The 22,583-nt window shown below is 71.8% G+C and carries 16 protein-coding genes; 5 read left to right on the top strand and 11 right to left on the bottom strand.

What is annotated here, in order from left to right:
- Nucleotides 1-128: 128 nt before the first annotated feature.
- Nucleotides 129-1,853 carry a fatty acyl-AMP ligase gene (locus ACIF83_RS06175; RefSeq protein WP_398138185.1) on the bottom strand — a complete coding sequence of 575 codons (1,725 nt, stop codon included), beginning with the start codon at nucleotides 1,851-1,853 and terminating at the stop codon, nucleotides 129-131.
- 423 nt (nucleotides 1,854-2,276) lie between these two features.
- Here ACIF83_RS06175 and ACIF83_RS06170 point away from each other — a divergent pair, with 423 nt between their 5' ends.
- The gene (locus ACIF83_RS06170) at nucleotides 2,277-3,371 is read left to right on the top strand and encodes a chemotaxis protein (protein WP_393476946.1); all 1,095 of its coding nucleotides are present in this window, start codon (nucleotides 2,277-2,279) and stop codon (nucleotides 3,369-3,371) included.
- Between the two features lie 165 nt (nucleotides 3,372-3,536).
- On the top strand, nucleotides 3,537-4,562 hold the full coding sequence (locus ACIF83_RS06165; RefSeq protein WP_399723828.1) for a Gfo/Idh/MocA family protein: 1,026 nt from the start codon (nucleotides 3,537-3,539) through the stop codon (nucleotides 4,560-4,562).
- Here the strand turns inward: ACIF83_RS06165 and ACIF83_RS06160 are convergent.
- Nucleotides 4,552-6,585 (bottom strand): phosphocholine-specific phospholipase C, encoded by a 2,034-nt coding sequence (locus ACIF83_RS06160; protein ID WP_399723825.1) that lies wholly within the window; start codon nucleotides 6,583-6,585, stop codon nucleotides 4,552-4,554. The genes ACIF83_RS06165 and ACIF83_RS06160 overlap by 11 nt on opposite strands.
- Before the next feature lie 139 nt (nucleotides 6,586-6,724).
- The gene (locus ACIF83_RS06155) at nucleotides 6,725-7,138 is read right to left on the bottom strand and encodes an SsgA family sporulation/cell division regulator (protein WP_398138181.1); all 414 of its coding nucleotides are present in this window, start codon (nucleotides 7,136-7,138) and stop codon (nucleotides 6,725-6,727) included.
- A gap of 348 nt (nucleotides 7,139-7,486) precedes the next feature.
- On the opposite strand from ACIF83_RS06155, the gene ACIF83_RS06150 reads away from it, so the two are divergent.
- Complete coding sequence (locus ACIF83_RS06150) at nucleotides 7,487-8,977, top strand: PP2C family protein-serine/threonine phosphatase (RefSeq protein ID WP_399723822.1); 1,491 nt, start codon at nucleotides 7,487-7,489, stop codon at nucleotides 8,975-8,977.
- Nucleotides 8,978-9,092: 115 nt separating this feature from the next.
- Here the strand turns inward: ACIF83_RS06150 and ACIF83_RS06145 are convergent, their stop codons facing one another.
- A complete protein-coding gene (locus tag ACIF83_RS06145; protein WP_398138179.1) occupies nucleotides 9,093-10,586 on the bottom strand; it encodes a hypothetical protein in 1,494 nt (497 codons plus the stop codon).
- 308 nt (nucleotides 10,587-10,894) lie between these two features.
- Here ACIF83_RS06145 and ACIF83_RS06140 point away from each other — a divergent pair, with 308 nt between their 5' ends.
- Together ACIF83_RS06140 and ACIF83_RS06135 are read left to right on the top strand one after the other, a co-directional pair.
- Entirely contained in the window at nucleotides 10,895-12,040 is a 1,146-nt protein-coding gene (locus ACIF83_RS06140; RefSeq protein WP_393476964.1) for an aminoglycoside phosphotransferase family protein, read from the top strand.
- 325 nt (nucleotides 12,041-12,365) lie between these two features.
- A complete protein-coding gene (locus tag ACIF83_RS06135) occupies nucleotides 12,366-14,336 on the top strand; it encodes an N-acetylmuramoyl-L-alanine amidase (RefSeq protein ID WP_399723818.1) in 1,971 nt (656 codons plus the stop codon).
- Nucleotides 14,337-14,349: 13 nt separating this feature from the next.
- On the opposite strand, the gene ACIF83_RS06130 is transcribed toward ACIF83_RS06135, so the two are convergent.
- The 7 genes from ACIF83_RS06130 to ACIF83_RS06100 form a co-directional block, all read right to left on the bottom strand.
- Nucleotides 14,350-14,847: a hypothetical protein gene (locus ACIF83_RS06130; protein ID WP_145881428.1), complete on the bottom strand. Its 498-nt coding sequence runs from the start codon at nucleotides 14,845-14,847 to the stop codon at nucleotides 14,350-14,352.
- 73 nt (nucleotides 14,848-14,920) lie between these two features.
- Entirely contained in the window at nucleotides 14,921-17,785 is a 2,865-nt protein-coding gene (locus tag ACIF83_RS06125) for an ATP-binding protein (protein WP_399723814.1), read from the bottom strand.
- 237 nt (nucleotides 17,786-18,022) lie between these two features.
- On the bottom strand, nucleotides 18,023-18,943 hold the full coding sequence (locus tag ACIF83_RS06120) for a universal stress protein (RefSeq protein ID WP_393476972.1): 921 nt from the start codon (nucleotides 18,941-18,943) through the stop codon (nucleotides 18,023-18,025).
- Between the two features lie 140 nt (nucleotides 18,944-19,083).
- Nucleotides 19,084-19,326, bottom strand: a complete 243-nt coding sequence (locus ACIF83_RS06115; RefSeq protein WP_393476975.1) for a DUF397 domain-containing protein — start codon at nucleotides 19,324-19,326, stop codon at nucleotides 19,084-19,086.
- An 82-nt stretch (nucleotides 19,327-19,408) separates the two neighbouring features.
- A complete protein-coding gene (locus ACIF83_RS06110; protein ID WP_393476978.1) occupies nucleotides 19,409-20,575 on the bottom strand; it encodes a thiolase domain-containing protein in 1,167 nt (388 codons plus the stop codon).
- The gene (locus ACIF83_RS06105) at nucleotides 20,572-21,621 is read right to left on the bottom strand and encodes a thiolase domain-containing protein (RefSeq protein ID WP_399723810.1); all 1,050 of its coding nucleotides are present in this window, start codon (nucleotides 21,619-21,621) and stop codon (nucleotides 20,572-20,574) included. The genes ACIF83_RS06110 and ACIF83_RS06105 overlap by 4 nt, the downstream gene beginning before the upstream one ends.
- A complete protein-coding gene (locus tag ACIF83_RS06100; RefSeq protein ID WP_399723807.1) occupies nucleotides 21,618-22,559 on the bottom strand; it encodes a Zn-ribbon domain-containing OB-fold protein in 942 nt (313 codons plus the stop codon). Before ACIF83_RS06100 ends, ACIF83_RS06105 begins: the two co-directional genes overlap by 4 nt.
- Nucleotides 22,560-22,583 lie beyond the last annotated feature (24 nt).

Raw genomic sequence — 22,583 nt, 5'->3', positions numbered from 1 at the left:
GCAGGTGTCCTCGTGAACTCGGGTTCATGCTGGATTCCGTACCGGGCGACGGGTGTGCGGTACGGCGAAACGGGCGGCGCACGGCCGCAGGGGCCTCCCGTGCCGACGGGGCGCGGGAGGCGGCGGTGTCAGCCCGCGGCGGGCGCGGTCACCACGGAGAGGGTGCCGTCGAGGTACGCCGTCCGGGTGGCGCGGCGCTGGATCTTCCCGCTGGAGGTCTTGGGGATGGTGCCGGGCTGGACCAGGACGATGTCGCGCAGGGACAGGCCGTGGGCCTCGCCGACCGTGCTGCGGATCAGGTCGGTGATCTTCTCGGACTCGCCGGCGTCGTCCGGGGCGATCTCGGCGACGAGGACGGGCTGTTCCCCTTCGGCGGCGGTGTCCACGGAGAACGCGGCGGTGCAGCCGGGGCGCAGGGCCGGGTGGGACAGTTCGGCGGCCAGCTCCAGGTCCTGCGGGTAGTGGTTGCGGCCGTCGATGACGATGAGGTCCTTCAGGCGGCCGGTGACGAAGAGTTCACCGTCCCGCTGGAAGCCGAGGTCACCGGTGCGCAGGAACCGGCCCTCGTGACCCGGGAGTTGGGCGCGGAACGTCTCGCGCGTGGCGAGGGCGTTGCGCCAGTAGCCCTTGGCGACACTCGCTCCGCCCACCCAGATCTCGCCGATCTCGCCCTCGGGCAGCTCCTCCTGCCGCTCGGGGTGGACGATCGCCATGCTCACGCCGGGACCGGGCCGGCCGCAGCCGACGGCGGCCGCGTCGGCCTCGCCGGCGTTCGGGGCTCCGTCGGCGGCGGCGAGCAGCGTCGGCGGGGTGTCCACGGTGCCGCCGGTGACCATCAGGGTGGCCTCGGCCAGGCCGTAGCAGGGGTAGAGGGCCTCGCGGCGGAATCCGGAGGGGCCGAAGGTCTCGGCGAAGCGGCGCAGGGTGGCCGCGCGCACCGGTTCGGCCCCGTTGAAGGCGACCTTCCAGGAGCTGAGGTCGAGGCCGTCGACCAGGTCCGGGCCGGCGTGCTTGAGGCACAACTCGTAGGCGAAGTTGGGCCCGCCGCTGGTGTGCGGGCGGTAGCGGCTGACGGCGGCGAGCCAGCGGGACGGCTGCTGGAGGAAGTGCAGGGGCGAGAACAGGGTGGCGGTGGCGCCGAGGTACACCGTGTTGAGGACGGGACCGATGAGCCCCATGTCGTGGTAGACCGGCAGCCAGCTGACGAACAGTTCGTGGTCGTGTGCGGCGAGCACCTCGGGTGTGTGGCCCATGCGCTCGGTGATGACCCGCTCGTTGTCCAGCAGGTTGCCGTGGGTGACGACGACGCCGCGCGGGGCGGAGGTGGAACCCGAGGTGTACTGGAGGAACGCGACGGAGTCCGCGGTGAGTTCGGGTTCGCGCCAGGCAGCGGCCGCGTCGTCGGGTATGTCCTCGGTGGCCAGCCGGGGGATCGCGTCGAGTTCGGGCAGGTGTGCGGCCATGCCGTCGAGTGCGGTGATCACGTCCCGGCCGCCCAGGATGACCTTGGCGTCCGCGTCGGCCATCAGGCGCTTCATCCGGGTCAGCGCACGGTGGTTCTGTGAGCGGCCCTGCGGGGGCACGCCCGGTACGGCGACCACACCGGCCGACAGACAGCCCAGGTAGGCGCTGATGAACTCCAGGCCGGGCGGGTACAGCAGCATGGCGCGCGAACCGGCCAGTCCGCGCTCCTGCAGCCGGGCGGCAACGGCTCGGGAGCGGGTGGCCAGCCGGCCGTAGGTGAGTTCCTGGATCTCTCCGTCGCAGTCACCGGTGACGAGGTGGCGGTAGGCGGTGCGCTCCGGATGGTTCGAGGCGTGCGCGGTCACTAGATCGACCAGGGAACTTGCCATGGGACGAGTCTCACCTGTCTGAATAGGTGGTGTAGAAACAGAAGTTCGGGCGTCGCGCCACACGGACGCACGGGGCCGGGTTCAACCCGGCCTCATTGCCGGATCGTTGGACGCGACCCCTCGCACAGGGCGCCGTGGGTCAGACGGCACCGCGTGATCCCCCCGCAGCAGATTGCTACCGGCGAGTAGCACCCTAGCAGCCCGAATGACCGACATGTCGAACGCATGTAAACGCTTCGTGTCCAAGCGAGTTGACCAAGCTGACGGTCCGTGACGAATGCGTGAACAGGCGGCGGAAATACCGGCCCGACGTGCATCCCGTGACCCCTGTCACGCCACGCGTTCGATCCGCCACGCAACGTTATTGAAAATCAGGCTATTACCCCGCATGCCGGACAGGTGATTCCGCCCTATCGTGCTGTCATGGAGCACGCACTGAGTCCCGCAACCCTCGCCGAACTGCGGCGCCCGCGTCCCTACCCCGCGGTGTCCGTGCTGACGCCGACACACCGCCGCGAACCCGAGAACGGCCAGGACCCGGTCCGGCTGCGCAATGTGGTGGCCGAGGCCAGGAAACGGCTGGAATCCGACCCCTCGGTCTCCCGGGAGCGGCGCGCCGATGTCGTGGCACAGCTCGACCGCGCACTGGCGGAAGTGGACCTCGCGCACGCCGAGGACGGCCTGGTGATCTTCGCTGCCCCGGGTGAGCACCAGGTCTGGTCGCTGGCCCGCACCGTCCCCGAGCGGGTGGTGTTCTCGGACACCTTCCTCACCCGCAATCTGGTCTCCGCGCAGGCCGCCGAGCGGCCTTTCTGGGTACTGTCACTCTCCGCCGACCGCGTGACCCTGTGGAGCGGCGGCCCCGACCGGGTGGTCGAGGAGCATTCCGGCGGCTTCCCGCTGATCCACATCCGGGAGAACTTCGACGCCGAGCGCCAGGAGCAGATCGGTAACGTGCCGAGCATCTACGCCGACGAGGGCACGCGTCAGTTCCTGCGCGAGGTCGACACCGCCCTGGGCACAGTGTTGCGCGACCAGCCCCGTCCGGTGTACGTCACCGGCGAGCAGGCGGCCCTGTCCTTGCTGGACGAGGTCGGCAGCACCGCCAAATCCGCCGTACAGGTCCCGCGCGGCGGCCTCGCCCACGCCGGCCCGGAGGCTGTGTGGCAGGCCCTGAAGCCGGTCCTGGAGACGGAGGCCCGCAAGGACGCCTCGTCCGTCGTCAGGGAGCTGACCTCGGCACGCGGACGCAAGATCTTCGCGGCCGGGGTGGACGAGCTGTGGCAGAACGCCCGGGACGGCCGCGTCCGGCTCCTCGCGGTCGAGGAGAACTACCGCGTGACCGTCCGCGACCAGGGCGACCACCTCGTGCCGGCGGAGCCCGGGGATCTGGACTCCCGCGACGACATCGTGGACGAGATCGTGGAGCAGTGTCTGGAGACCGGCGCCGACGTGCGCTTCGTCCCCGACGGCACGCTGGGCGACGCGAACGGCATCGCGGGGGTGCTGCGGTACTGAGGCACCTCAGCGGCATCGAGGCACTCCCCGCGCAGCGGCACCGAGGCACTCCCGGGCAGCGGCACCGAGATCCCCTTCGGGGCCGCTGCGCCGAGGCACTCCCCAGGCGGCGATCCCCTCGCGGCGTACGCTACGGCGTGATCGTCGGCGAGAGGGAGCACGCACATGGGTGACCTGCTGGGTGTGGCCGTACTGGGTGCCGGACACATGGGAGCCGACCACATTCGACGCCTCGACGAGGTGGTGAGCGGCGCCAGGGTGGCCGCCGTGGCTGATCCCGATCCAGAGCGGGCCAAGGAAGCGGTGACCGGCCCGGACGGCGTGACCGTGCACACGGACCCGTTGGCCGCGCTGGAGGCGCCCGGCGTGGCGGCCGTGCTGATCGCATCCCCCGGCCCCGCGCACGAGGAGGCGCTGCTCGCGGCCTTCGAGCGCGGCCTGCCCGTGCTGTGCGAGAAGCCCATGGTGCCGGACTCCACCGGTGCACTGCGAGTGGTGGAGGCCGAGGCGCGGCTCGGCCGCCGGCTGGCCCAGATCGGCTTCATGCGGCGCTACGACGCCGAGTACCGGCGGCTGAAGGCGCTGCTGGACGGGGGCAGCCTGGGCCGACCCCTGATGCTGCACTGCACCCACCGCAACGTCTCCTCCCCGCCCGACTTCACCAGCGCCATGCTGATCAACAGCTCCGTCGCGCACGAGATCGACGCGGCCCGCTGGCTGCTCGGGCAGGAGCTGACCGCGGTCACCGTGCTGCGCCCGGCGTCCTCGGCGGGTGCACCCGAGGGCCTCATCGATCCGCAGTTCGTGCTGTTCGAGACCGAGCACGGCGCCCTGGTCGACGTGGAGGTCTTCGTCAACTGCGGCTTCGGCTACCAGGTGCGCTGCGAGGCCGTGTGCGAGGCGGGCAGCGCCCGGATCGGCGACGAGCACACCATGCTGGTCACCCGCCGGGGCAGCGCCGCCGAGGAGGTCGCGCAGGACTACCTCGTCCGCTTCGCCGACGCCTACGACCGCGAGGTACAGGCCTGGGTCGACGCCACGCGGCGCGGCGAGGTCACCGGCCCGAGCGTCTGGGACGGCTACGCGGCCTCCGTCGTCGCGGAGGCGGGGGTCCGGGCGCTGGAGACCGGCGGCCGGGTGACCGTCGGGCTCGCCCCGCGCCCGGACCTGTACGCCGAGGTCAGCCGCTGACGCTCGTGGCGCCGGTCTCCAGATGGCCGGTGAACCGACGCGACCAGGTCGCGTCGGAGTCGACGGTCACCGTGAAGTCGTACCAGCCGTTCTGGTACGCGACGGCGTTGAAGAAGTCCTCCGCCGAGGCTCCCGCGGCGACGGTGTAGGTCCAGGGACCGTCGGTGCGGTAGTGGTTGGAGGTGATGGTGAACTTCACCGAGGACGCACCCGAGTTGGTCATCTTGAAGTAGACGGCCAGCTTGCCCGTGCCGGGTTCCACGGCGTAACGGGTACTCACCTCGGCCGACTTGCCCACCTTGGTGGCGTCTCCCTTGAAGCGGCGCAGGAAGCGGTTGGGGCCGACCATGGTCAGGTCGTACTTGCCGCCGCCGAAACCCGTGCCGATGTTGAAGGAGTCGGAGGCGGTGCCGCCCGCGTCGACCGTGTACTGGTAGGGCGTGGTGTCGCGGTAGGCGTTGGGGTGGATGGAGAAGTGCGCCGCCCTGGCCGCCGGAGCGCCCTGGTTGGTCATGGTGAACCAGGCGAGGACCTTGCCGGCCGCCCCGAACTCCAGGTGGTCCAGGTATCCGCCGGGCTGGTACGGCAGCGCGCGGGCCGGGCGGGTGCCGGACTCCTGGGCGGGCAGGGCGTTGCTCGTCGGCACCGGGTTGGGCAGCGGGCCGCAGGTGGCCATGCCGAGGACGCTCGTCGCGGGCAGCGAGACGGGGCCGTGGACCGGGTTGGCGAAATCGAAGACACCGGTGAGGTCGCCGCTCACCTTGCGCCGCCAGTCGCTGATGTTGGGGCACTTGGCGGGCTTGCCGATCGCCGCCGTCCAGGTCTCCAGGAACCGCAGCACCGAGGTGTGCTCGAAGACCTCGGAGGAGACCCAACCACCCCTTGTCCAGGGTGAGATGACGAGCATCGGAACACGGAAGCCGAAGCCGTACGGCACCCCGTTGAGGAACTCACCCGCGGTACCGGCCGGCGGGGCCGGGGGCGGGACGTGGTCGAAGCAGCCGTCGTTCTCGTCGTAGTTGAGGAACAGGACGGTGGAGTCGAACACGTCCTGGTCGGCGGCCAGGGCCTGGTAGACGAGGTTGACGAAGTGGGCGCCGTCGCCGGGCGGGGCGTAGGGGTGCTCGGAGAAGGCCTGGTTGGGGACCACCCAGGAGACCTGCGGGAGGGTGCCCGCGAGGACGTCGGCCTTGATCGCGGCGGCGATGTCGTCCGGGGTCGAGCCGGTGGCCTTCGGGACGGAGGACATGCCGCGGTCGTAGAGCGGGTCGCCCGCCTTGGCGTTGGTGAAGTTCTTGAAGTAGGCGCAGCCGTTGTCGCCGTAGTTGTCCGCGGCGTTCTGGTAGACCTTCCAGGTCACCCCGGCGGCCTGCAGCGCCTCGGCGTAGTTCTGCCAGGTCAGGCCCGACTCGTCGCCGCCGTCGTAGCTGGAGGAGTCGACCTTGCCGCTCCACAGGTAGGTGCGGTTGGGGCCGGTCGCGCTGAGGGTGGAGCAGAAGTAGGCGTCGCAGATCGTGTAGTTGTCGGCGAGCGCGTAGTGGAACGGGATGTCGGAGCGGTCCAGGTAGCCCAGCGAGCGGACGTTGCCGACGCCCGAGACCCAGTTGTCGAGGCGGCCCTTGTTCCACGCGGAGTGCTGCGAGGACCAGGAGTGCGGCAGGTCGCCGTTGCACTGGGCGAGGGTCTCGCCGTCCTTGCCGCCCGCGGCCGGGGTCGCGCTGAGCTTCCACGGGTACTGGCGGCCCGTTCCGTTCGGCTGGTTGAAGACCGGGTAGCCCCCGCTCAGCGTGATACCACTGCGGTCGTCGAAGCCGCGGACGCCCTTCAGGCGCCCGAAGTAGTGGTCGAAGCTGCGGTTCTCCTGCATGAGGACGACCACATGCTGCACGTCCTTGATCGTGCCGGTCGTGCCGGTCGCGGCGGTCGCCGCCACGGCCGTGGTGCGGGTGCCCGCGCCCAGCGCCACGCCTGCCGCCACGGATGCGCCGAGTCCCACGAAGCCTCTTCGGCTGATCGGTGTCATTCGCCCCGTCCTCGTCAGCGGAGTGCCCCTGCGGCACACCGCGCGCCAGGGTGCACGCGATGATCGTCGAGGTCCACAGTCGTGCGGTGAGGCATGAGTGAATAGAAGCCAAAGTCGGGACACCGGTCCGGGCAGGGGCTCACACCCCGCCGAACAGGCTGCTCAGACCGCGTTCCACGACCGCCTCGACGTCCTCCTGCCCGGCCGGCACCACGGTGTAGGTGTGCAGCAGGAAGCGGCGCAGCGCCGAGGTGGGAAACTGGAGCAGGGCGAGGCCGCACGGCGAATGGAGTTCGAGGACCGTCCGGGTGCGTCCGTACGGCCAGATCTGTACGTCCCCGTGTCCGGCCGGGGCGCGCAGACCCTGGTCCAGCAGGGAGCGCGCGAAGGTCCAGGTGACCTCGTCGCCCGCCAGGGTGGCCTCGGGCGGGAAGTCCACGAAGACGGCCAGCGGATCGTCCGCCGCGTAGCGCAGGAGAGCGAACACCGGGACCTCCCGGTCCTCGGCGGTGATGAGACGGGCGTGGGCGGGCTGCTCGACGAAGGTGTCCATGCCATTAAGGAGTCCGCGAAGGCCCTTCACAGGACGTCAAATCCAGACAGAGTTGGTGCGGTTCGAGCAGTCGGCGCCATCATGGAACACCTGAGCGTCGAACAGGCGACTGAGCACGGCCGCGAAGCCCTACGGTATGAGTCAAATCCCGTAGAAACCCTACGACTTGAACCGGCCCGCGCGTACGCCATCCGCACCCTCGGATCAGCCCGGGAAGACTCTGGCATATGCCGAAAGCACCACCGTATCGTGTGTTGCCAAATCCCTTACAGGGCGTCGCGGGCTGTGCAACAGTCGTAACGGTCCCTCCGTCCCCCCTGGCCGTACCATCCCCCTTCGGAGTGCGTCATGCCGTCCCCAGTCTCCGCGGACCGTTCAGCCGCCCAGCCGCCCGGGCGCGGCTCGGTCGAGGCGTTGATCACGCAGGCACGGCGACTCAAGGGCGACGTGGACGCAGTACGGCGGGACGCGCAGGGCGAGGGATCGGACCCGGAGGAACGCTGGCAGCGGGCGCTGTACGACCTCGCGGTGCACCAACTCGAGGATCTGGACGCCCACTTGGCACAGCTGCGGGACGGCCCGGACCCCGTCCCGGTGGACGGACACGCCGAGCCCCTCGTCGTCCGGCCCGCGGCGGACGCCGGCGCACCGCGCGCCTCGCTGCTCAGCCGTGTCGGCAGCGCGGAGTGGAACCTGCTCACCGACGAGGCGAGTTGGTCCGGGGAGCTGTACCAGATCCTCGGCCTCGACCCGGCCGGCCCCGCCCTCACCCTGGACGAGCTGCCTTCACTGGTCCTGGAGGAGGACCGGGCGAAGCTGACCCGGATGGTGACGGACTGCCTGGTCGACGCCAGGCCGATCGACGGCGAGTTCCGTGTCGTACGGCCCGACGCCTCGGTGCGGACCGTGCACATGATGGGCGAGCCCGTGCTCGGCGGCGACGGCAGCACCACCTCGATGTGGGCCGTGCTGCGTGACGTGAGTGAACTGCGCCGCAGCCAGCGGACGGTGCGCGAGACCCGTGACTCGCTCCAGCACCACCAGCGGCAGGCACAGACCGAGCAGCGGCTCGCGGTCGAGCTGCAGGAGGCCGTGCTGCCGCCATGGCGCGGCTCCCTGCGGCTCCCGCACCGGGGACCGCAGACCCTCGACCTCGCCGCCCACTATCTGCCGGCCGCCACGAGCGCCCTGATCGGCGGCGACTGGTACGACGCCCTGGAGCTGTCCGACGGCGCGACCCTGCTCAGCGTCGGCGATCTCACCGGGCACGGCGTCGCCGTCACCTCGGGCATGGCGATGCTGCTGGGTGCCGTGCGCGGCATGGCCATGGCCGGCACTCAGCCCGGCCGGCTCCTGGCCATGATCAACCAGTTACTCGACGCCACCGTGCAGCCCGCCCTCGGCAGCGCCGTGTGCTGCCACTACCGGCCCGAGACCCGCACCCTGGTGTGGGCGCAGGCAGGACACCCCGCCCCGCTGCTGTACCGCGGCGGGACGGGGCGCGTGCTGAACGCACCGGACGGCGTCCTGCTCGGCGCCACCACGGGCGCCACCTACGGGCAGGCCGAAGTGGCCCTGGAGCCAGGCGACCTCCTCCTGCTGCACACCGACGGACTGGTGTCGGGGCAGTGGGGGTCCCCCCTCTCATGGGGCTCCCCCCGCTCGAGCGAAGCCGAGAGCAGGGGAGGAACCACCGCCGTGGACCGCCTGCTCGACCTCGCCCCACGCTTCGGCGCGGCGCGCACCGCGCAGGAGTGTGTGCGGACGGTCGTGGAGGAGTTCGGCGGTGCCGAGCGCGAGGACGACGCCTGTGTGCTCGTCGCCAAGGTCACCTCATGAGCCGACCGAGCTGACGCTCTGGACCTGATCCCAACCTGATCCCCACCCGATCAAGCGGGCCTTCAGGACCCTCTGCATCTTCTGAGCGCTCTGGAAAGGAAGCAGCGCACAGCCTCTATGCCTGTGCCCTGTTGTCCGCCCTGCCCTTCGGCGTCGGCAGGGCGAGCCGGATCTCCTCCCGCAGTTCGTGGATCTTCGGGTAGCCGGAGTACTCGGCGGTGAGCCGGTACATCTGCCGCAGTCGGTCCCAGGTGCGGCGGGAGGAGTTCGAGCCCATCGACATCAGGGCCAGCCGTGCGTAGCGGTCGGCCTGTTCCGGGTCGTCGGCGATGAAGCAGGCCGAGGCCATGGAAAGATGGTCGAAGATCTTCGACCGCTCCCGCCCGTCGACACGGAGGGCCAGGGCCTTCTCCGCGTAGTACTGGGCGTGCGCGGCCGCACCGGGGTCGAACTCCGCGAGGGTGCGGTAGGCGAGGGCCTGCATGCCGTACAGATCCTCGTCCTTGAAGGTCTGCATCCAGTCCGGCGGTTCCAGGTCCTGCCGGTCGGAGACGAAGAGGTCCTCCGCCTGTCCGAGCGTGCGGCGCATCGCCTGGCCCTTGCCCATGGACGCCTGCGCCCAGGCCTCGATGGTGTGGAACATCGCCTTCGTACGCGGCTGCAGACGCTCCCCCGAACCGGACTGGGCGAGCTTCATCAGGTCCAGCGCGTCGTCGGGCCGGCCGAGGTGCACCATCTGCCGGGCCGCCCGGGACAGGGCCTCCCCGGCGCGCGGCCGGTCACCGCCCTCGCGGGCGGCGTGGGCGGCGATGACGAAGTACTTCTGGGCCGTGGGCTCCAGGCCGACGTCGTGCGACATCCAGCCCGCCAGGACGGCGAGGTTGGCGGCGACGCCCCACAGGCGTCGTTGGAGATGGGGTGGGTGGTGGTAGGCGAGCATGCCGCCCACCTCGTTGAGCTGGCCCACGACCGCCTTGCGCTGGAGCCCGCCGCCTCGGGCGGCGTCCCATGCGCGGAACACCTCGACCGAGCGCTCCAGTTCCTCGATCTCCTGCGACCCGATGGGGGCGGCCTCATAGCGGTCGAACCCAGCGGGGTCGGCGTGCAGGGGATCGTCGAGGACAGGGGCGTCGGCCTTCAGTGTGGGGTCGGCGTGAAGCCAGTCGTACATGGCGCTGCTGAGTGTGGATCCCGCGGCGAGCGCGGCACCCGCGCCCACCAAGCCGCGTCGGTTGAGCATGAGGTCCATTCCCGTGAATTCGGTGAGGACCGCGGCGGTCCGTTCGGGCGCCCACGGCACTCCGTCGGGATGTTCCGCATTCCCGTCGCCCTGCCGTTTCCCCGTACGCCCGTGCCGCACCAGACCGAGGTCCTCGATGGTCACGACACGGCCGAGACGCTCGGTGAACAGGGCCGCCAGCACCCGCGGTACGGGATCGCGCGGGATCTCTCCCGTGTCGATCCACCGCCGCACCCGGGAGGTGTCGGTCGACAACTGGGGGTGGCCCATGGCCGCCGCCTGCTTGTTGACCAGCCTCGCGAGTTCGCCCTTGGACCAGCCGGCCAGGCCGAACAGGTCCGATAGGCGGGTGTTGGGTTGTCCGCTCACGTCAAGCCCCCAGGTTCTCGGCTGAGTTGACAGTAGACCCGTGGAGGTTGCCGGGCGACTATTCGCCACGGTTCGCCAGGGTGCGCCAGATGGTGTGCCACTGGGCATCGGGTGTCAGGTAGGAAAGCGCCACCCCGACCCGGTCGCCCTCCCAGTGACGGGTGCACTCCCCAGGGTGCACCCGGGCGACCGGGGCGGGTGGGCGTATGAACTCGAAGCACCCGCAATGCGTATCCACTTCGCACAGGGGTTTTGAGCATGGATGTACAGGCAGGCACCGCAGGCACACGAAGGGATCTGTATCTCCCATGTACGCAGCATCGTCCTCCGTGTCCGCTCCGCCCCGGCCGCTGCGTCCCCGCCCGGTGGGCGGCGGGCCGTACCTCGACCCGGCGGCGCGGCCGGCAGCACCCGCACTGGGCGCGGCCCGACCGCGGCGCGTTCCGGGGCAGCCCGGATCCCAACCGCTCAGCGGGCGACTCGACCTGTCCGGTCCCCAGGGCGCGCAGTTGCGCACCGCGATCGCCTCGGTGCACCGGATCTGTCCGGAGTTCGCTCCGGTGCAGGTGCTGCGCCGCAGCGGACGCTCCGTCCTCCTGGTCGGGACGACCGGACGCAGCACGGCCGTGGCCAAGTGTCTCCTCGACCAATCGCCCGCCTGGTCGGATCGGATCCGCCACGAAATAGCCGCATACCGCTCGTTCGTCCGGCACCGCCCACCGGTGCGGGTGCCGAGACTGATCGCAGCGGATCCGGACAACTGCACACTGGTGATCGAGCGCATGCCGGGCCGGGTGGCGGCGCTCCAGCGGCATCCGTTGGAGGCTCCGCCCCGGCCGGACATCCGGGCGGCGCTCGGCGCGATCTGCCGGCTGAATGCCTGGCGTCCCCCGGCGGGCACCTTCGACGCCCCCCTGGACTACGCGGCCCGCATCGCCCGGTACCACGAACTGGGCCTGCTGACCGACCGGGACCTGGGGGACCTGCAGAAGCTGCTGCACGGCATCGCGCACGCGGCGGGCCGGCAGGGGATGGGCCAGTTCTGCCACGGCGATGCCCTGCTCTCGAACATCCTGCTCTCACCGGCCGGTCCAGTGCTGGTGGACTGGGAACACGCGGGCTGGTATCTGCCGGGGTACGACCTGGCGACGCTGTGGCTGGTCCTCGGGGACGCGCCGGTGGCGCGGCGTCAGATCAGCCAGATCGCCCAGTCGGCGGGCCCCGCCTCCCGGGACGCCTTCCTGGTGAACCTGATGCTCCTGCTGACGAGGGAGATCCGTACGTACGAGACGGCCGTGCAGCGTTCGATGCACGATACGGCCCCGGCGGCACCGGGTACGGCCCACCCGGCTGCTGCGCCGTCCGGCGAGGAACAGCGGCTGCTGCTCAGGCGGCTGCACGACGACTGCCAGCTGGCCCGCCGGGCCGTGCGCGCGGCGGTCGGCACTCGCTGACGGGGACGACGGCTCCGCGGTGCGCCCAGAGCGGCGGCGCACCGCGGACCTTCGTGTGTTCGGGCCCCTTCGTGCGCAGGGGCCCTTCGTCGGTACGGCCCCAGGTCCGGTCCGGGACAGGGCCCAGCCACGGGCGACGGTCACTGGTGTACGCCACTGACGCCCCGCAGGCCCGGTGCGCCGCCGCCGCGAAACTCGCCGAAACCCTTCGTGACGTGGGAAATCAGGGACCTGAAGGCATCATTGACGGATCGTCGGCAAGCCGGTACCACTGATCCAGCTCGGAGCCGCACGCCCGCCGCCCGCCCGTCACAGGAGGCCGCACTTGCGAGGATCCGCCACCGACCCCACGCCCACACCCGGCCACAGACATCTGAGGCGAAGCGTCGGTACGCTCGCCTCCGCCGCCTTACTGCTACCGCTGCTCGGCGCAGCCCCCGCCCAGAGCGCGACGGACTCCTCGGCCGGCCTGCTCCAGCGCGCCTTCGCCGACGCCGCCGCCCAGTACCACGTGCCGCAGAGCGTCCTGCTGGCAGTCTCCTATCTGCAGTCACGCTGGGACTCGCACGCCGGGGCGCCCAGTGTGACCGGCGGCTACGGCCCGATGCACCTCACCGACGCCCGCACCGCGCTCGCCACCACCGAGCACCTCGCCGAGGGCACCGAGGACGCCCGCGGCGACAGCGCCCGCCCCGCCCTGCACCACGACATCAAGGTGCCCGAGAACTCGGCACTCCCGGCCCGCCTCAGGACGCTGCCCAGGGCGGCCGGACTGACGGGGCTGCCCGCGGCCGAGCTGCGCACCGACCCGGCCGCCAACATCGCCGGCGGCGCCGCCCTGCTCGCCGCCGCCCAGAAGGAGCTGGGCGAGCCGGCGAGCACCGACCCGGCCCACTGGTACGGCGCGGTGGCCCGGTTCTCCGGCGCGGACGACACGGCGACCGCGGGCGCGTACGCGAACGACGTGTACGACGTACTGCGGACGGGTGAGCAGCGCACCACGGACGACGGCCAGCAGGTGGCCCTCGCCGCCCAGCCGCACCTCGCCGCCGACACCGGCCAGCTGAAGCGGGCGGGGCTGCGCACGGTCGCGGCGGACGACGTCGAGTGCCCGAACTCGGTGTCCTGCGAGTGGATCCCGGCGCCGTACTCCGAGTTCGGGGACAACGACTACGGCAACCACGACCTCGGCGACCGTCCGGACTCGCAGAGCATCAAATACATCGTCATCCATGACACGGAGGGCACCTGGGACGGGGTGCTGAACCTGGTCCAGGACCCCACCTATGTGTCCTGGAACTACACCATCCGCTCCACCGACGGTCTGATCGCCCAGCACGTCAAGGCGAAGGACGTGGCCTGGCACGCGGGCAACTGGTACATCAACGCGAAGTCGGTCGGTATCGAGCACGAGGGCTTCCTCGCGGCGCCGGACGCCTGGTACACGGAGGCGATGTACCGGTCCTCGGCGCGCCTGGTGAAGTACCTGGCCCGGAAGTACGGCATCCCGCTGGACCGGCAGCACATCCTGGGCCACGACACCGTGCCGGGCCCGACCGCCTCCACCATCCCGGGGATGCACACGGACCCGGGCCCGTACTGGGACTGGCGGCACTACTTCCAGCTGCTGGGCCACCCCTTCAGGGCCACGGGCGGCAAGTACTCCGACATGGTGACGATCCGGCCGGACTACGGCGACAACGAGCCCGTGTACACGGGCTGCACCACCAAGGGCGAACCCTGCACCGCGCACGGCTCCAGCGAGGTGCGGCTGTACTCCGACCACGACGAGGGCGCCCCGCTGATCAAGGACATCGGCCTGAAGACGGATCCGACCAACGGGGTGAACGATCTGTCCTCGCGGGTCTCCACCGGCCAGCAGTACGCGGTCGCCGACCGCTGGGGCGACTGGACGGCGATCTGGTACCTGGGACAGAAGGCCTGGTTCGAGAACCCGGCCGAGGAGCCCACGGCGGTGCCGGCGTCCGGTCTCGTCGTCACCCCGAATGACGGTCTGGCGAGCGTCCCGGTGTACGGCCGCGCGTACCCGGAGAAGGAGGCCTACCCGGCGGGGGTGCCCGCGCAGTCGGTGGTGGCGCTGCCGTACACGCTCCCGGCCGGGCAGAAGTACGTGGTCGGTGACGTGGTGCCGGGCGAGTACTACTACGCGGTCACCTTCACCACCGACTCGCACCGGGTCGTGGTCGGCAAGGACCTGTACTACGAGATCCAGTACGGCCACCGGGTGGCGTTCGTGCGCGCCGCGGACGTCCGCCTGGAGGGTGCCGCCGGTTAGCCGGGACCGGCCGTCAGCCCTGCTGGAACAGCTCCGCCGGGAGCGGCTTCAGCAGGGCGTACAGGTCGTCGGTGATGGGGCGGTCCCAGGCGGCGATGGTCACGAGGACGCCGTCGCTGCGGTCGAACTGGACGCAGGAGATCCGGCTCTCGGAGAGCTTCAGCCGCCGCACGATCAGCAGGTTGTCACCCTGGAGGACCGGCGTGTCCTCGATGCCTACGACGGTGACCTCCTCGTCGTTCTCCAGCGCCAGCAGCAGCTGGCCCACCTCGAAGGGGATCTCGCCCTCGGCGACCTCCCGGGCCGGGGAGCCCTCGGGGAGATTGCCGATGATCATGGCGGGGCCGCGTCCGCCGAACAGGTCGTAGCGCAGGAAGACGCCCTGGCAGGAGCCGTCGGGGGCGGGCAGCAGGCCCGCGCCGAGGTTGCCCGGCCAGTCTCCCGGGTCCATGGCCAGAACGTCGAAGTCGGGTCCGGCGGGAGTGGCGCTGCGGCGGCGGAGGAACGACATGCGGCCATGGTACGTGCCCGAGCACACTCGGCGACGTGTGGGCGCCCTGCGGTCTCCAGCCCGGCGTCGTCCCCTAGCCCAGCGCCGCTCCCAGCCCCGACCGGTCGGTTCCCAGCTTCCGGTACACCGCCGAGAGGAGGCGTACGACGCTCTGCTGGTCGGTGTGGAGTTCCACGGCGATCTCCGCCTCGGTGCAGCCGTGGACCGTGAGGGTGGCGGCGACGCGTTCGCGGCTGGTGAGGGTGTCGGTCTCGGTGCTGTGGAGGCGGCGGGGGCGCAGGCCGGCGGCGGCGAGTTCGGCGCGGGCTGTGTCCACGAGTCCGTCGGCGCCGCACTGGAGGGCCGTGTCGAGGCCCCGGTAGAGGTGCTCGGCGGCTTCCCCGGGGCGGCCGGTGTGACGCAGTTCGGTGCCCAGGGCGACCAGCGCGCAGGCCAGCTCGTACGCGGCCGGGGAGCGCTCCAGATGGGCGACGGATTCCTCCAGGTATTTGACGCGCGCCGAGCCCGAGGACACCTCCGCCACCGTCCGCAGGGCCTGTCCGATCGCGGAGGGGGCGCCGAACTGGCGGGCACGGCCCACCGCTTCGAGGGCGGTGGCCAGGGCTCTTTCGGGGGCGTCTTGGCTCTCGGCGCGGGCGAGGTGGAGCTGCCAGGGGCACCAGGCGGGGTTGCGGATGCCCCGCGGGTCGAGGCGGCGCCCGGCGGCGGAGAGCTCGGCCGCCGCGTCCTGGGTGAGGCCGCGGGCGAGCAGCAGTTCGCCGTGCACCGTCTGGGCGTCGGGGAAGACGACGGCGGCCGGGAAGGGCTGCCCGAAGCAGAAGTCGTCGGCGGTCTGTGCCGCCTCCGCGACGCGGCCCCGGGCCAGCAGGACCTCGATCAGGATGCCGACGGCGTACCAGTGAGCGGGCGTGCCGGGGCCGACGCGCTCGGCGAGCCTGAGGCCCGCGCGGACGAAGTCCTCGGCCTCGGCGAGCCGCCCGCGCCGGTAGCGGACGTAGGCGAGGAGTGTGTAGGCGAAGGAGAGGTGGGCGCCGCGCCAGCCCTGGTGCTCGAAGTCGGCGATCCCGGCGGCGAACAGCTCCTCGGTGCGGCCCGGCCGGTCGGCGTACATGAAGGCGAGCGCGACCAGGACCGGCACCTCGAATCCGCGGTCGGACTCGGCCCAGCCGAGGCCGCCGGCCAGGGCGCGTTCGGCGTGTTGGAGGGCGACCTGGGCGGGTTCGCCGCGCTGGACGGCGTCCCAGGTGCGCAGCCCGATGATGTAGCGCTCGGTGAGGTCGCGGCCCTTGAGGCGGCTTGCGAGGCCGGCCAGGCGGCGGGAGCGGGAGGGGTGGTCGGGTTCGTCGGCGCGGAAGGCGTCCCACATGAACTGCTCGGAGACCATGCGCAGCCTGACCCGCGCGTCCCCGGTCAGGCGGATCTCGCGGGCCAGGATGTCGGAGGCCTCGGCGAGGCGGTCGCTGTGGGCGAGGACCTGGGAGAGTCGGTAGACGATGCGGTGCCGCAGCTCGGGGTCGGCGATGGGCTCTTCGAGGGCGGCGCGCAGGTGGTTGACGGTGGTGGCGGGTTCGGTGAGCAGGGAGGCGGAGCCCAGTTCGTACAGGACGGCGCCCCGGTCCTTGGGCGGCGGAGGCTCGAGCAGGGCGCGGGCGAGGTAGCTGCAGGCGGCTTCGGGGGCGCCGGCCCGGAGGGTCTCACCGGCGGCGGCGCGCAGCTGCTGCACCACCCAGATGTCGCCCTCGGGGTGGGTCTCCAGGAGATGGCGGGCGGCGGCGGACGGGCCCTGACCGTCGTTGATCACGCACCAGGCGGCCTGTCCGTGCAGGGCGACGCGCACGCCGGACGGGATGGCGCGGTAGACGGCGGTGGCGATCAGGGGGTGAACGAATTCGAGCGTCTCGACACCCGTCAGAATGCGCGCGCCGCGCAGCGCGTCGGCGGCGTCGGCGGCCTCCTCGTGGCCGAGTCCGGCGACGGCGGCGCCGAGCCGGGGGTGGATCTCGGTACCGAGGACGGCGCAGGCCCAGGCGAAACGGACGGTGGAGGGGCCGAGACGTTCGAGCCGGGCGATCAGGCCTGTGCCCTTGACGGCCGCGGCGAGGTCACGCAGCAGATGGGCCCCGGCCTCGGTGGGGATGAGTCCGCGATCGTGCACCTTGGCGGTCAGCTCGACCGTCTCGAAGGGGTTGCCTGCGGTGACGGCCCAGCACTCGCGGCAGAACGCGTCGTCGGCGTGCGTGCCGAGGACCTCCCGGACCAGGCGGGCGACGGCGGCCGCGCTGAGCGGCTCCAGGTCGAGGGGGCGTCCGCCCGCGCGGCCGGGGAGTCCGCGGAACGACTCGGCGTGGTCGGGGAGTTCGTCGGGGCGGTAGGCGACGACGACCAGCAGCGGGAGTTCTTCGGCGCGGGGCGCGAACGCGGCCAGCCAGCGCAGGGATTCGGGGTCGGCCCAGTGGGCGTCGTCGAGGACGAGGACCATCGGGGCGCTGCGCACGGCGAGGTGGGTGAGCACCCAGTCCAGGCCGTCGCGCAGGCCCTGCTGGTCGGGCGGGGCGCCCTCGGTGGGTGCGCACAGGCCGAGGGCGGGGCCGACGATGTCGTACCAACTGCCCAGCGAGGAGCGCAGTTCGCTCTCCGGCACTCCGGCGAGCTGCGGCTGGAGCAGCTGGCGGGCCACGTGGAAGGCGACGCGCTGTTCCTGGTCGCCGCCGCGGGCGGACAGCACGGTACAGCCGAGGGCGGTGGCCCGGCGGCGGACTTCGGCGAGGAGGGTGGTCTTGCCGATGCCCGCGCGGCCGGCGAACGCGAGCAGGGCGCCGCGCGGCCGCCGCGCCGCCTCCGCGCCGTCCGCGCGCAGGCCGGTCAGCTCACCCAACGCCTCCTCCACAGCGACGAGTTCACTCTCCCGCTCGAAGAGGGTCTTGTGGCTGCGCACCATCCGTTGTCCCCTCACACACCCCCGCCACGGTGCCGGACCCGCGCGGAAAGCGGGCGCGCACCGTGACCGTCAGGCAGCTCAGCGTACGCCTCGCGGAGTCCGCTCGGGCCGGTCCTGGCGGGGTTGTGGTGCCGTTCGTGGCGTCGCAGGGGGGCGGTGGGCGTACGGGCGGCCGCGGTGTCGAGGCGTTCGGCGGCTCCGAGAGGCCCCGCAGCCGTCATCACGCCGCGGCGGGGGTCACCGGACGGATTCGTGGGCCTCCCCCGTCGGTTCCGGCGGTACCACCGCGATCGGGCTCGCCGCATGCAGCAGGACCGCCTGGGTGACCGAGCCCATCATGCGGGCGGGCGCGAGCACGCGCCGCCGGTGGCGGCCGACGACGACCAGCTCGGCGTCCTTCGAGGCGGCGACGAGGCGGCCGGCCGCGTCACCGGGCAGGGCCGCGACGTCGGCGCGGACGTCCGGGTGGCGCTGCCGGTGCGGGGCGAGGAAGCCCTCGGCGAGGGTCCGGGTCTCGTTCTCGACGGCTGCCTGGTCGATCGGGGGCGGCACCAGCTGGCCGGGCGCGGACCAGGTCTGCACCGGCCACGGGTACGCGGCGATCACCTCGACGCGCGCCTCGCGCAGGGCGGCCTCGGCGAAGGCGAGGCCGAGGCTGTCGTCGTCGGGGCTGTCGACGTGCAGGCCGACGACCACCCGGGGCCCGGGTTCGGCCGGACCCTCCCCGTGGACCTCGCGGTCGGGCCGGGGTACGACGACCACCGGACACGATGCGTCGCGCGCGGCGGCCAGGCCGTTGGAGCCGAGCAGCAGGCCGACGAAGCCGCCGCGGCCCCGCGAGCCGAGAACCAACAGCTGGGCATCCACGCCGAGTTCGGGCAGCACCGCGCCCGGTACGCCCTCCAGCGCGACGTACTCCACGCTCTCCGCGTCGGCGCGGTCCCGCAGCAGCGCGCGGACCTCGTCGAGCACCGGGTCGCCCTGCGTGTCCGGGGGTCCGGCGACCAGGACGTCGGCCTGTCCCCAGGCGGCGTACTGCCGTACGTGCACCACGCGCAGCGGCGCCGCGCGACGGTGGGCGGCGTCCACGGCCCACTCCAGCGCCCGCCGGCTGTCCTCGGAACCGTCCACCGCGGCGATGACCGGCGCACTGCTCATCTTCCCTCACCTCCGGAACGCGAACTTCCCCTTGCCGGGGCCAGCCTCGCTCAGCCGTCGGCCCCGACAGGGTGCTGTGGATCGCGTGTCCGGAAATCCGCGCCGAACACTCCCCGGTTCGGCTCGCGGCACGAGGTCACTCAGGTCAGGTCGAACTCGCCTTCCCGTGCCCCGGAGACGAAGGCACCCCACTCGGCGGGGGTGAAGATCAGGGAAGGGCTTTCCGGGCGTTCGCTGTTGCGCATGGCGATGAAGCCCTCGACAAAGGCGATCTGGACATCGCCCAGCCCTCGGCTGCTGGACTGCCACTCGGCCCTGCTGAGGTCCAGCTCCGGCTTGTCCCAGCCCACGAGCGGCTTCTGCTGAGTGGTGCTCTCGGCCACGTCCGTGCTCCTCCCGGTTCGTCGTCCGCGGTCAGCCTAGCGACCGCTTCCCACGGCGGACAGGCCGTGTCAGGAGGACCTTTCAGGAGTCGGGGGGCTCGGATCCGACGAGCCACATGGAGAAGAACTGCGAACCGCCGCCGTAGGCGTGCCCGAGCACCTTCCGGGCGCGGTCCACCTGGTGTTCTCCGGCCTGGCCGCGCACCTGGAGGGCGGCTTCGGCGAAGCGGATCATGCCGGAGGCACCGATGGGGTTGGTGGAGAGCACCCCGCCCGACATGTTGACGGGCAGGTCCCCGTCCAGCTCGGTCACCCCGGACTCGGTGAGCTTCCAGCCGCCGCCCTCCTCGGCGAAGCCCAGGTTCTCCAGCCACATGGGCTCGTACCAGGAGAACGGCACGTACATCTCGACGGCGTCGATGTCCCGGCGCGGTTCGGCGATGCCTGCCTGACGGTAGACGTCGGCGGCGCAGTCCTTGCCGGCCTGCGGGGAGACGAAGTCCTTGCCCGCGAACAGGGTCGGCTCGCTGCGCATGGCGCCGCCGAGCATCCAGGCGGGCGGCCGGGGCGCACGGGCGGCTCCGGCGCGGTCGGTGAGCACCATGGCGCAGGCGCCGTCGGAGGACGGGCAGGTCTCCGAGTAGCGGATCGGGTCCCACAGCATGGGCGAGGCCTGGACCTTCTCCAGGGTGATGTCGTGCTCGTGGAGGTGGGCGTAGGGATTCTTCAGGGCGTTGCGCCGGTCCTTGTAGGCGACGAGGGAGCCGACGGTGTCGGGGGCGCCGCTGCGCCGCATGTAGGCGCGCACGTGCGGGGCGAAGAAGCCGCCCGCCCCGGCGAGCAGGGGCTGCTGGAAGGGGATGGGCAGGGACAGGCCCCACATGGCGTTGGACTCGGACTGTTTTTCGAAGGCGAGGGTGAGCACGGTGCCGTGGACACGGGCCGCCACCAGGTTGGCAGCCACGAGGGCGGTGGATCCGCCGACCGAGCCGGCGGTGTGCACCCGCAGCATGGGCTTGCCGACCGCGCCGAGGGCGTCGGCGAGGTACAGCTCGGGCATCATGACGCCCTCGAAGAAGTCGGGCGCCTTGCCGATGACGACGGCGTCGATGTCGGACCAGGTCAACTCGGCGTCCTGGAGGGCCCGTCCGGCCGCCTCGCGGACGAGTCCGGCGATCGACACGTCCCGGCGTGCGGCCACGTGCTTGGTCTGGCCGACTCCTACGACGGCCACGGGCTCCTTGCTCATCGTGGATCCCCTTCGAGTACGGCGACCAGGTTCTGCTGCAGGCAGGGGCCGGAGGTGGCGTGGGCGAGGGCACGGTCGGACTCGCCGCGGTGGATGCGGGCGGCGGCCTCGCCGATGCGGACGAGTCCGGCGGCCATGACCGGGTTGGCGGCGAGTGCGCCTCCGGAGGGATTGACGCGGACGCTCTCGTCCAGCCGGAGCGCCTTGCGCAGCACGACCTCCTGCGCGGTGAACGGTGCGTGCAACTCGGCCGTGTCGACGGGGCGCTCGAAGGCCCCGGCCTTCTCGGCGGCCAGTCGCGCGGAGGCCGAGTCGGTGAGGTCGCGCACGCCCAGGGAGTGCGCCTCGATGCGGTGGTCGATGCCCCGGATCCAGGCGGGCCGCTCGCACAGTTCGCGGGCCCGCTCCCCCGCCGCGAGGATCACGGCGGCGGCGCCGTCGCCGACGGGCGGGCAGTCGCCGGTACGCAGGGGGCGTACGACGTAGTCGCCCTGCGGGATCGAACCCCTCAGCTGTGCATGGGAGTTGGCCGTGGCGGACGCGCGGCTCCGCGTCCCGATCGCGGCGAGGGCGGGCTCGTCCGTGTCCCCCGCGTCGATGAGCGCCTGCGCCTGGAGGGCGGCCAGCGCGACCGAGTCCGGCCAGAGGGGGGCCACGTAGTACGGGTCCAGCTGGCGGGTCAGGACGTCTCGTACGGATCCGGGAGAGGACTTTCCGTAGGAGTACACCAAGGCGGTGTCGGCATCGCCGGTCAGCAGCTTGGTCCATGCCTCGTACAGCGCCCAGGCGCCGTCCATCTCGACGTGCGACTCCGAGATGGGTGGCCAGGCGCCGACGCCGTCGAGGGCGAGGGTGAAGGAGAAGGCACGGCCGGCGAGGTAGTCGCTGGAGCCGGAGCAGGTGAAGCCGATGTCGGCGGTCTTGAGTCCGGTCCGGGCCAGCACCTGGTGCAGCACCGGCATGAGCATCTCGACCTCGGAGGACTCCTCGGTGGAGCGCCGGTGGTCGGTCTGGGCGAAGGCGACGACCGCGATCTCCCGTGTCACAGCAGCTCCTTGTAGGTGTCGTAGTCGGCGTCGGGTTCGCCGGTCGGGCGGTAGTGATCGGGGTAGCGCGCTCCCGGTGTCCACACGGGCTCGACCCTCAGGCCCATGCGCACCTCGTCGTACGGGATCCCGCCGATGCGGGCGTGCAGGGCCAGGTCGGCGCCGTCGAGGGCGATGTGCGCGTAGACGTACGGCACCTCGATGTCGAGGTTCTTCGCCTTGATGTTGACGATGCAGAAGGTGGTGACCGTGCCGCGGGGGCCCACTTCGACGTGTTCCGATGTGGCCAGGCCACATGTGGGGCACGCACCCCTCGGCGGGATGTACACCTTGCGGCAGGAGGGGCAGCGCTCGCCGACGGACCGCTGTTCGGAGAGGGCTTTGATGTAGTCGGTCTGGGCGCGGCCGGGAGAGTAGGTGTAGTCGAGGCGGGCGTGGGCGACGATCCCGGTGAGCGGGTTCTCGAACTCGCCGTCATGGCCCCGCGGTTGGTCCGGTTCTCCGTCGTGCGGTTCGAAGCAGGCGATGTCCGTGATGGCGCCGGTGCGTTCTCCGGCCCAGCGGATCCGCACCCGCATGCCGGTGTGCACGGCGTCGGGTCCGGGGGCGTCCAGGGCGTGCAGCAGGGCGGTGTCGGCGCCGTCGAGCCGGACCAGGACCCAGGCGAAGGGAGTGGTGAGGGGCTGGCCCCGGCGGGGCTCGTGGTTCCAGGCCCAGGTGGTGACCGTGCCTGTGGCGGCGACCTCCACCAGGTCGCGGATCTCCTCGGCGGTGACGGGGTCGTACTCCACCGGCGGGACGAGCGTGCGGCCGTCGGTGGTCTTCACCCCTAGGACGACGCGTTCGCGCAGTCCGGTGAGGAAGGCGCTCTGGACGGGGCCGAGAGAGCGGGTGAAGGGAAACTCGACGACGAGCGGGGCTTTGAGGACTTCGGACATCGGGGCTTGCCTCCTGAGGAAGGT

The organism is Streptomyces sp. NPDC085866 (assembly GCF_044541035.1).
Taxonomy (GTDB): Bacteria; Actinomycetota; Actinomycetes; order Streptomycetales; family Streptomycetaceae; genus Streptomyces.
Note: the sequence above shows the minus strand (reverse complement) of the source record. Positions and strands in the feature narration are given on the sequence as shown.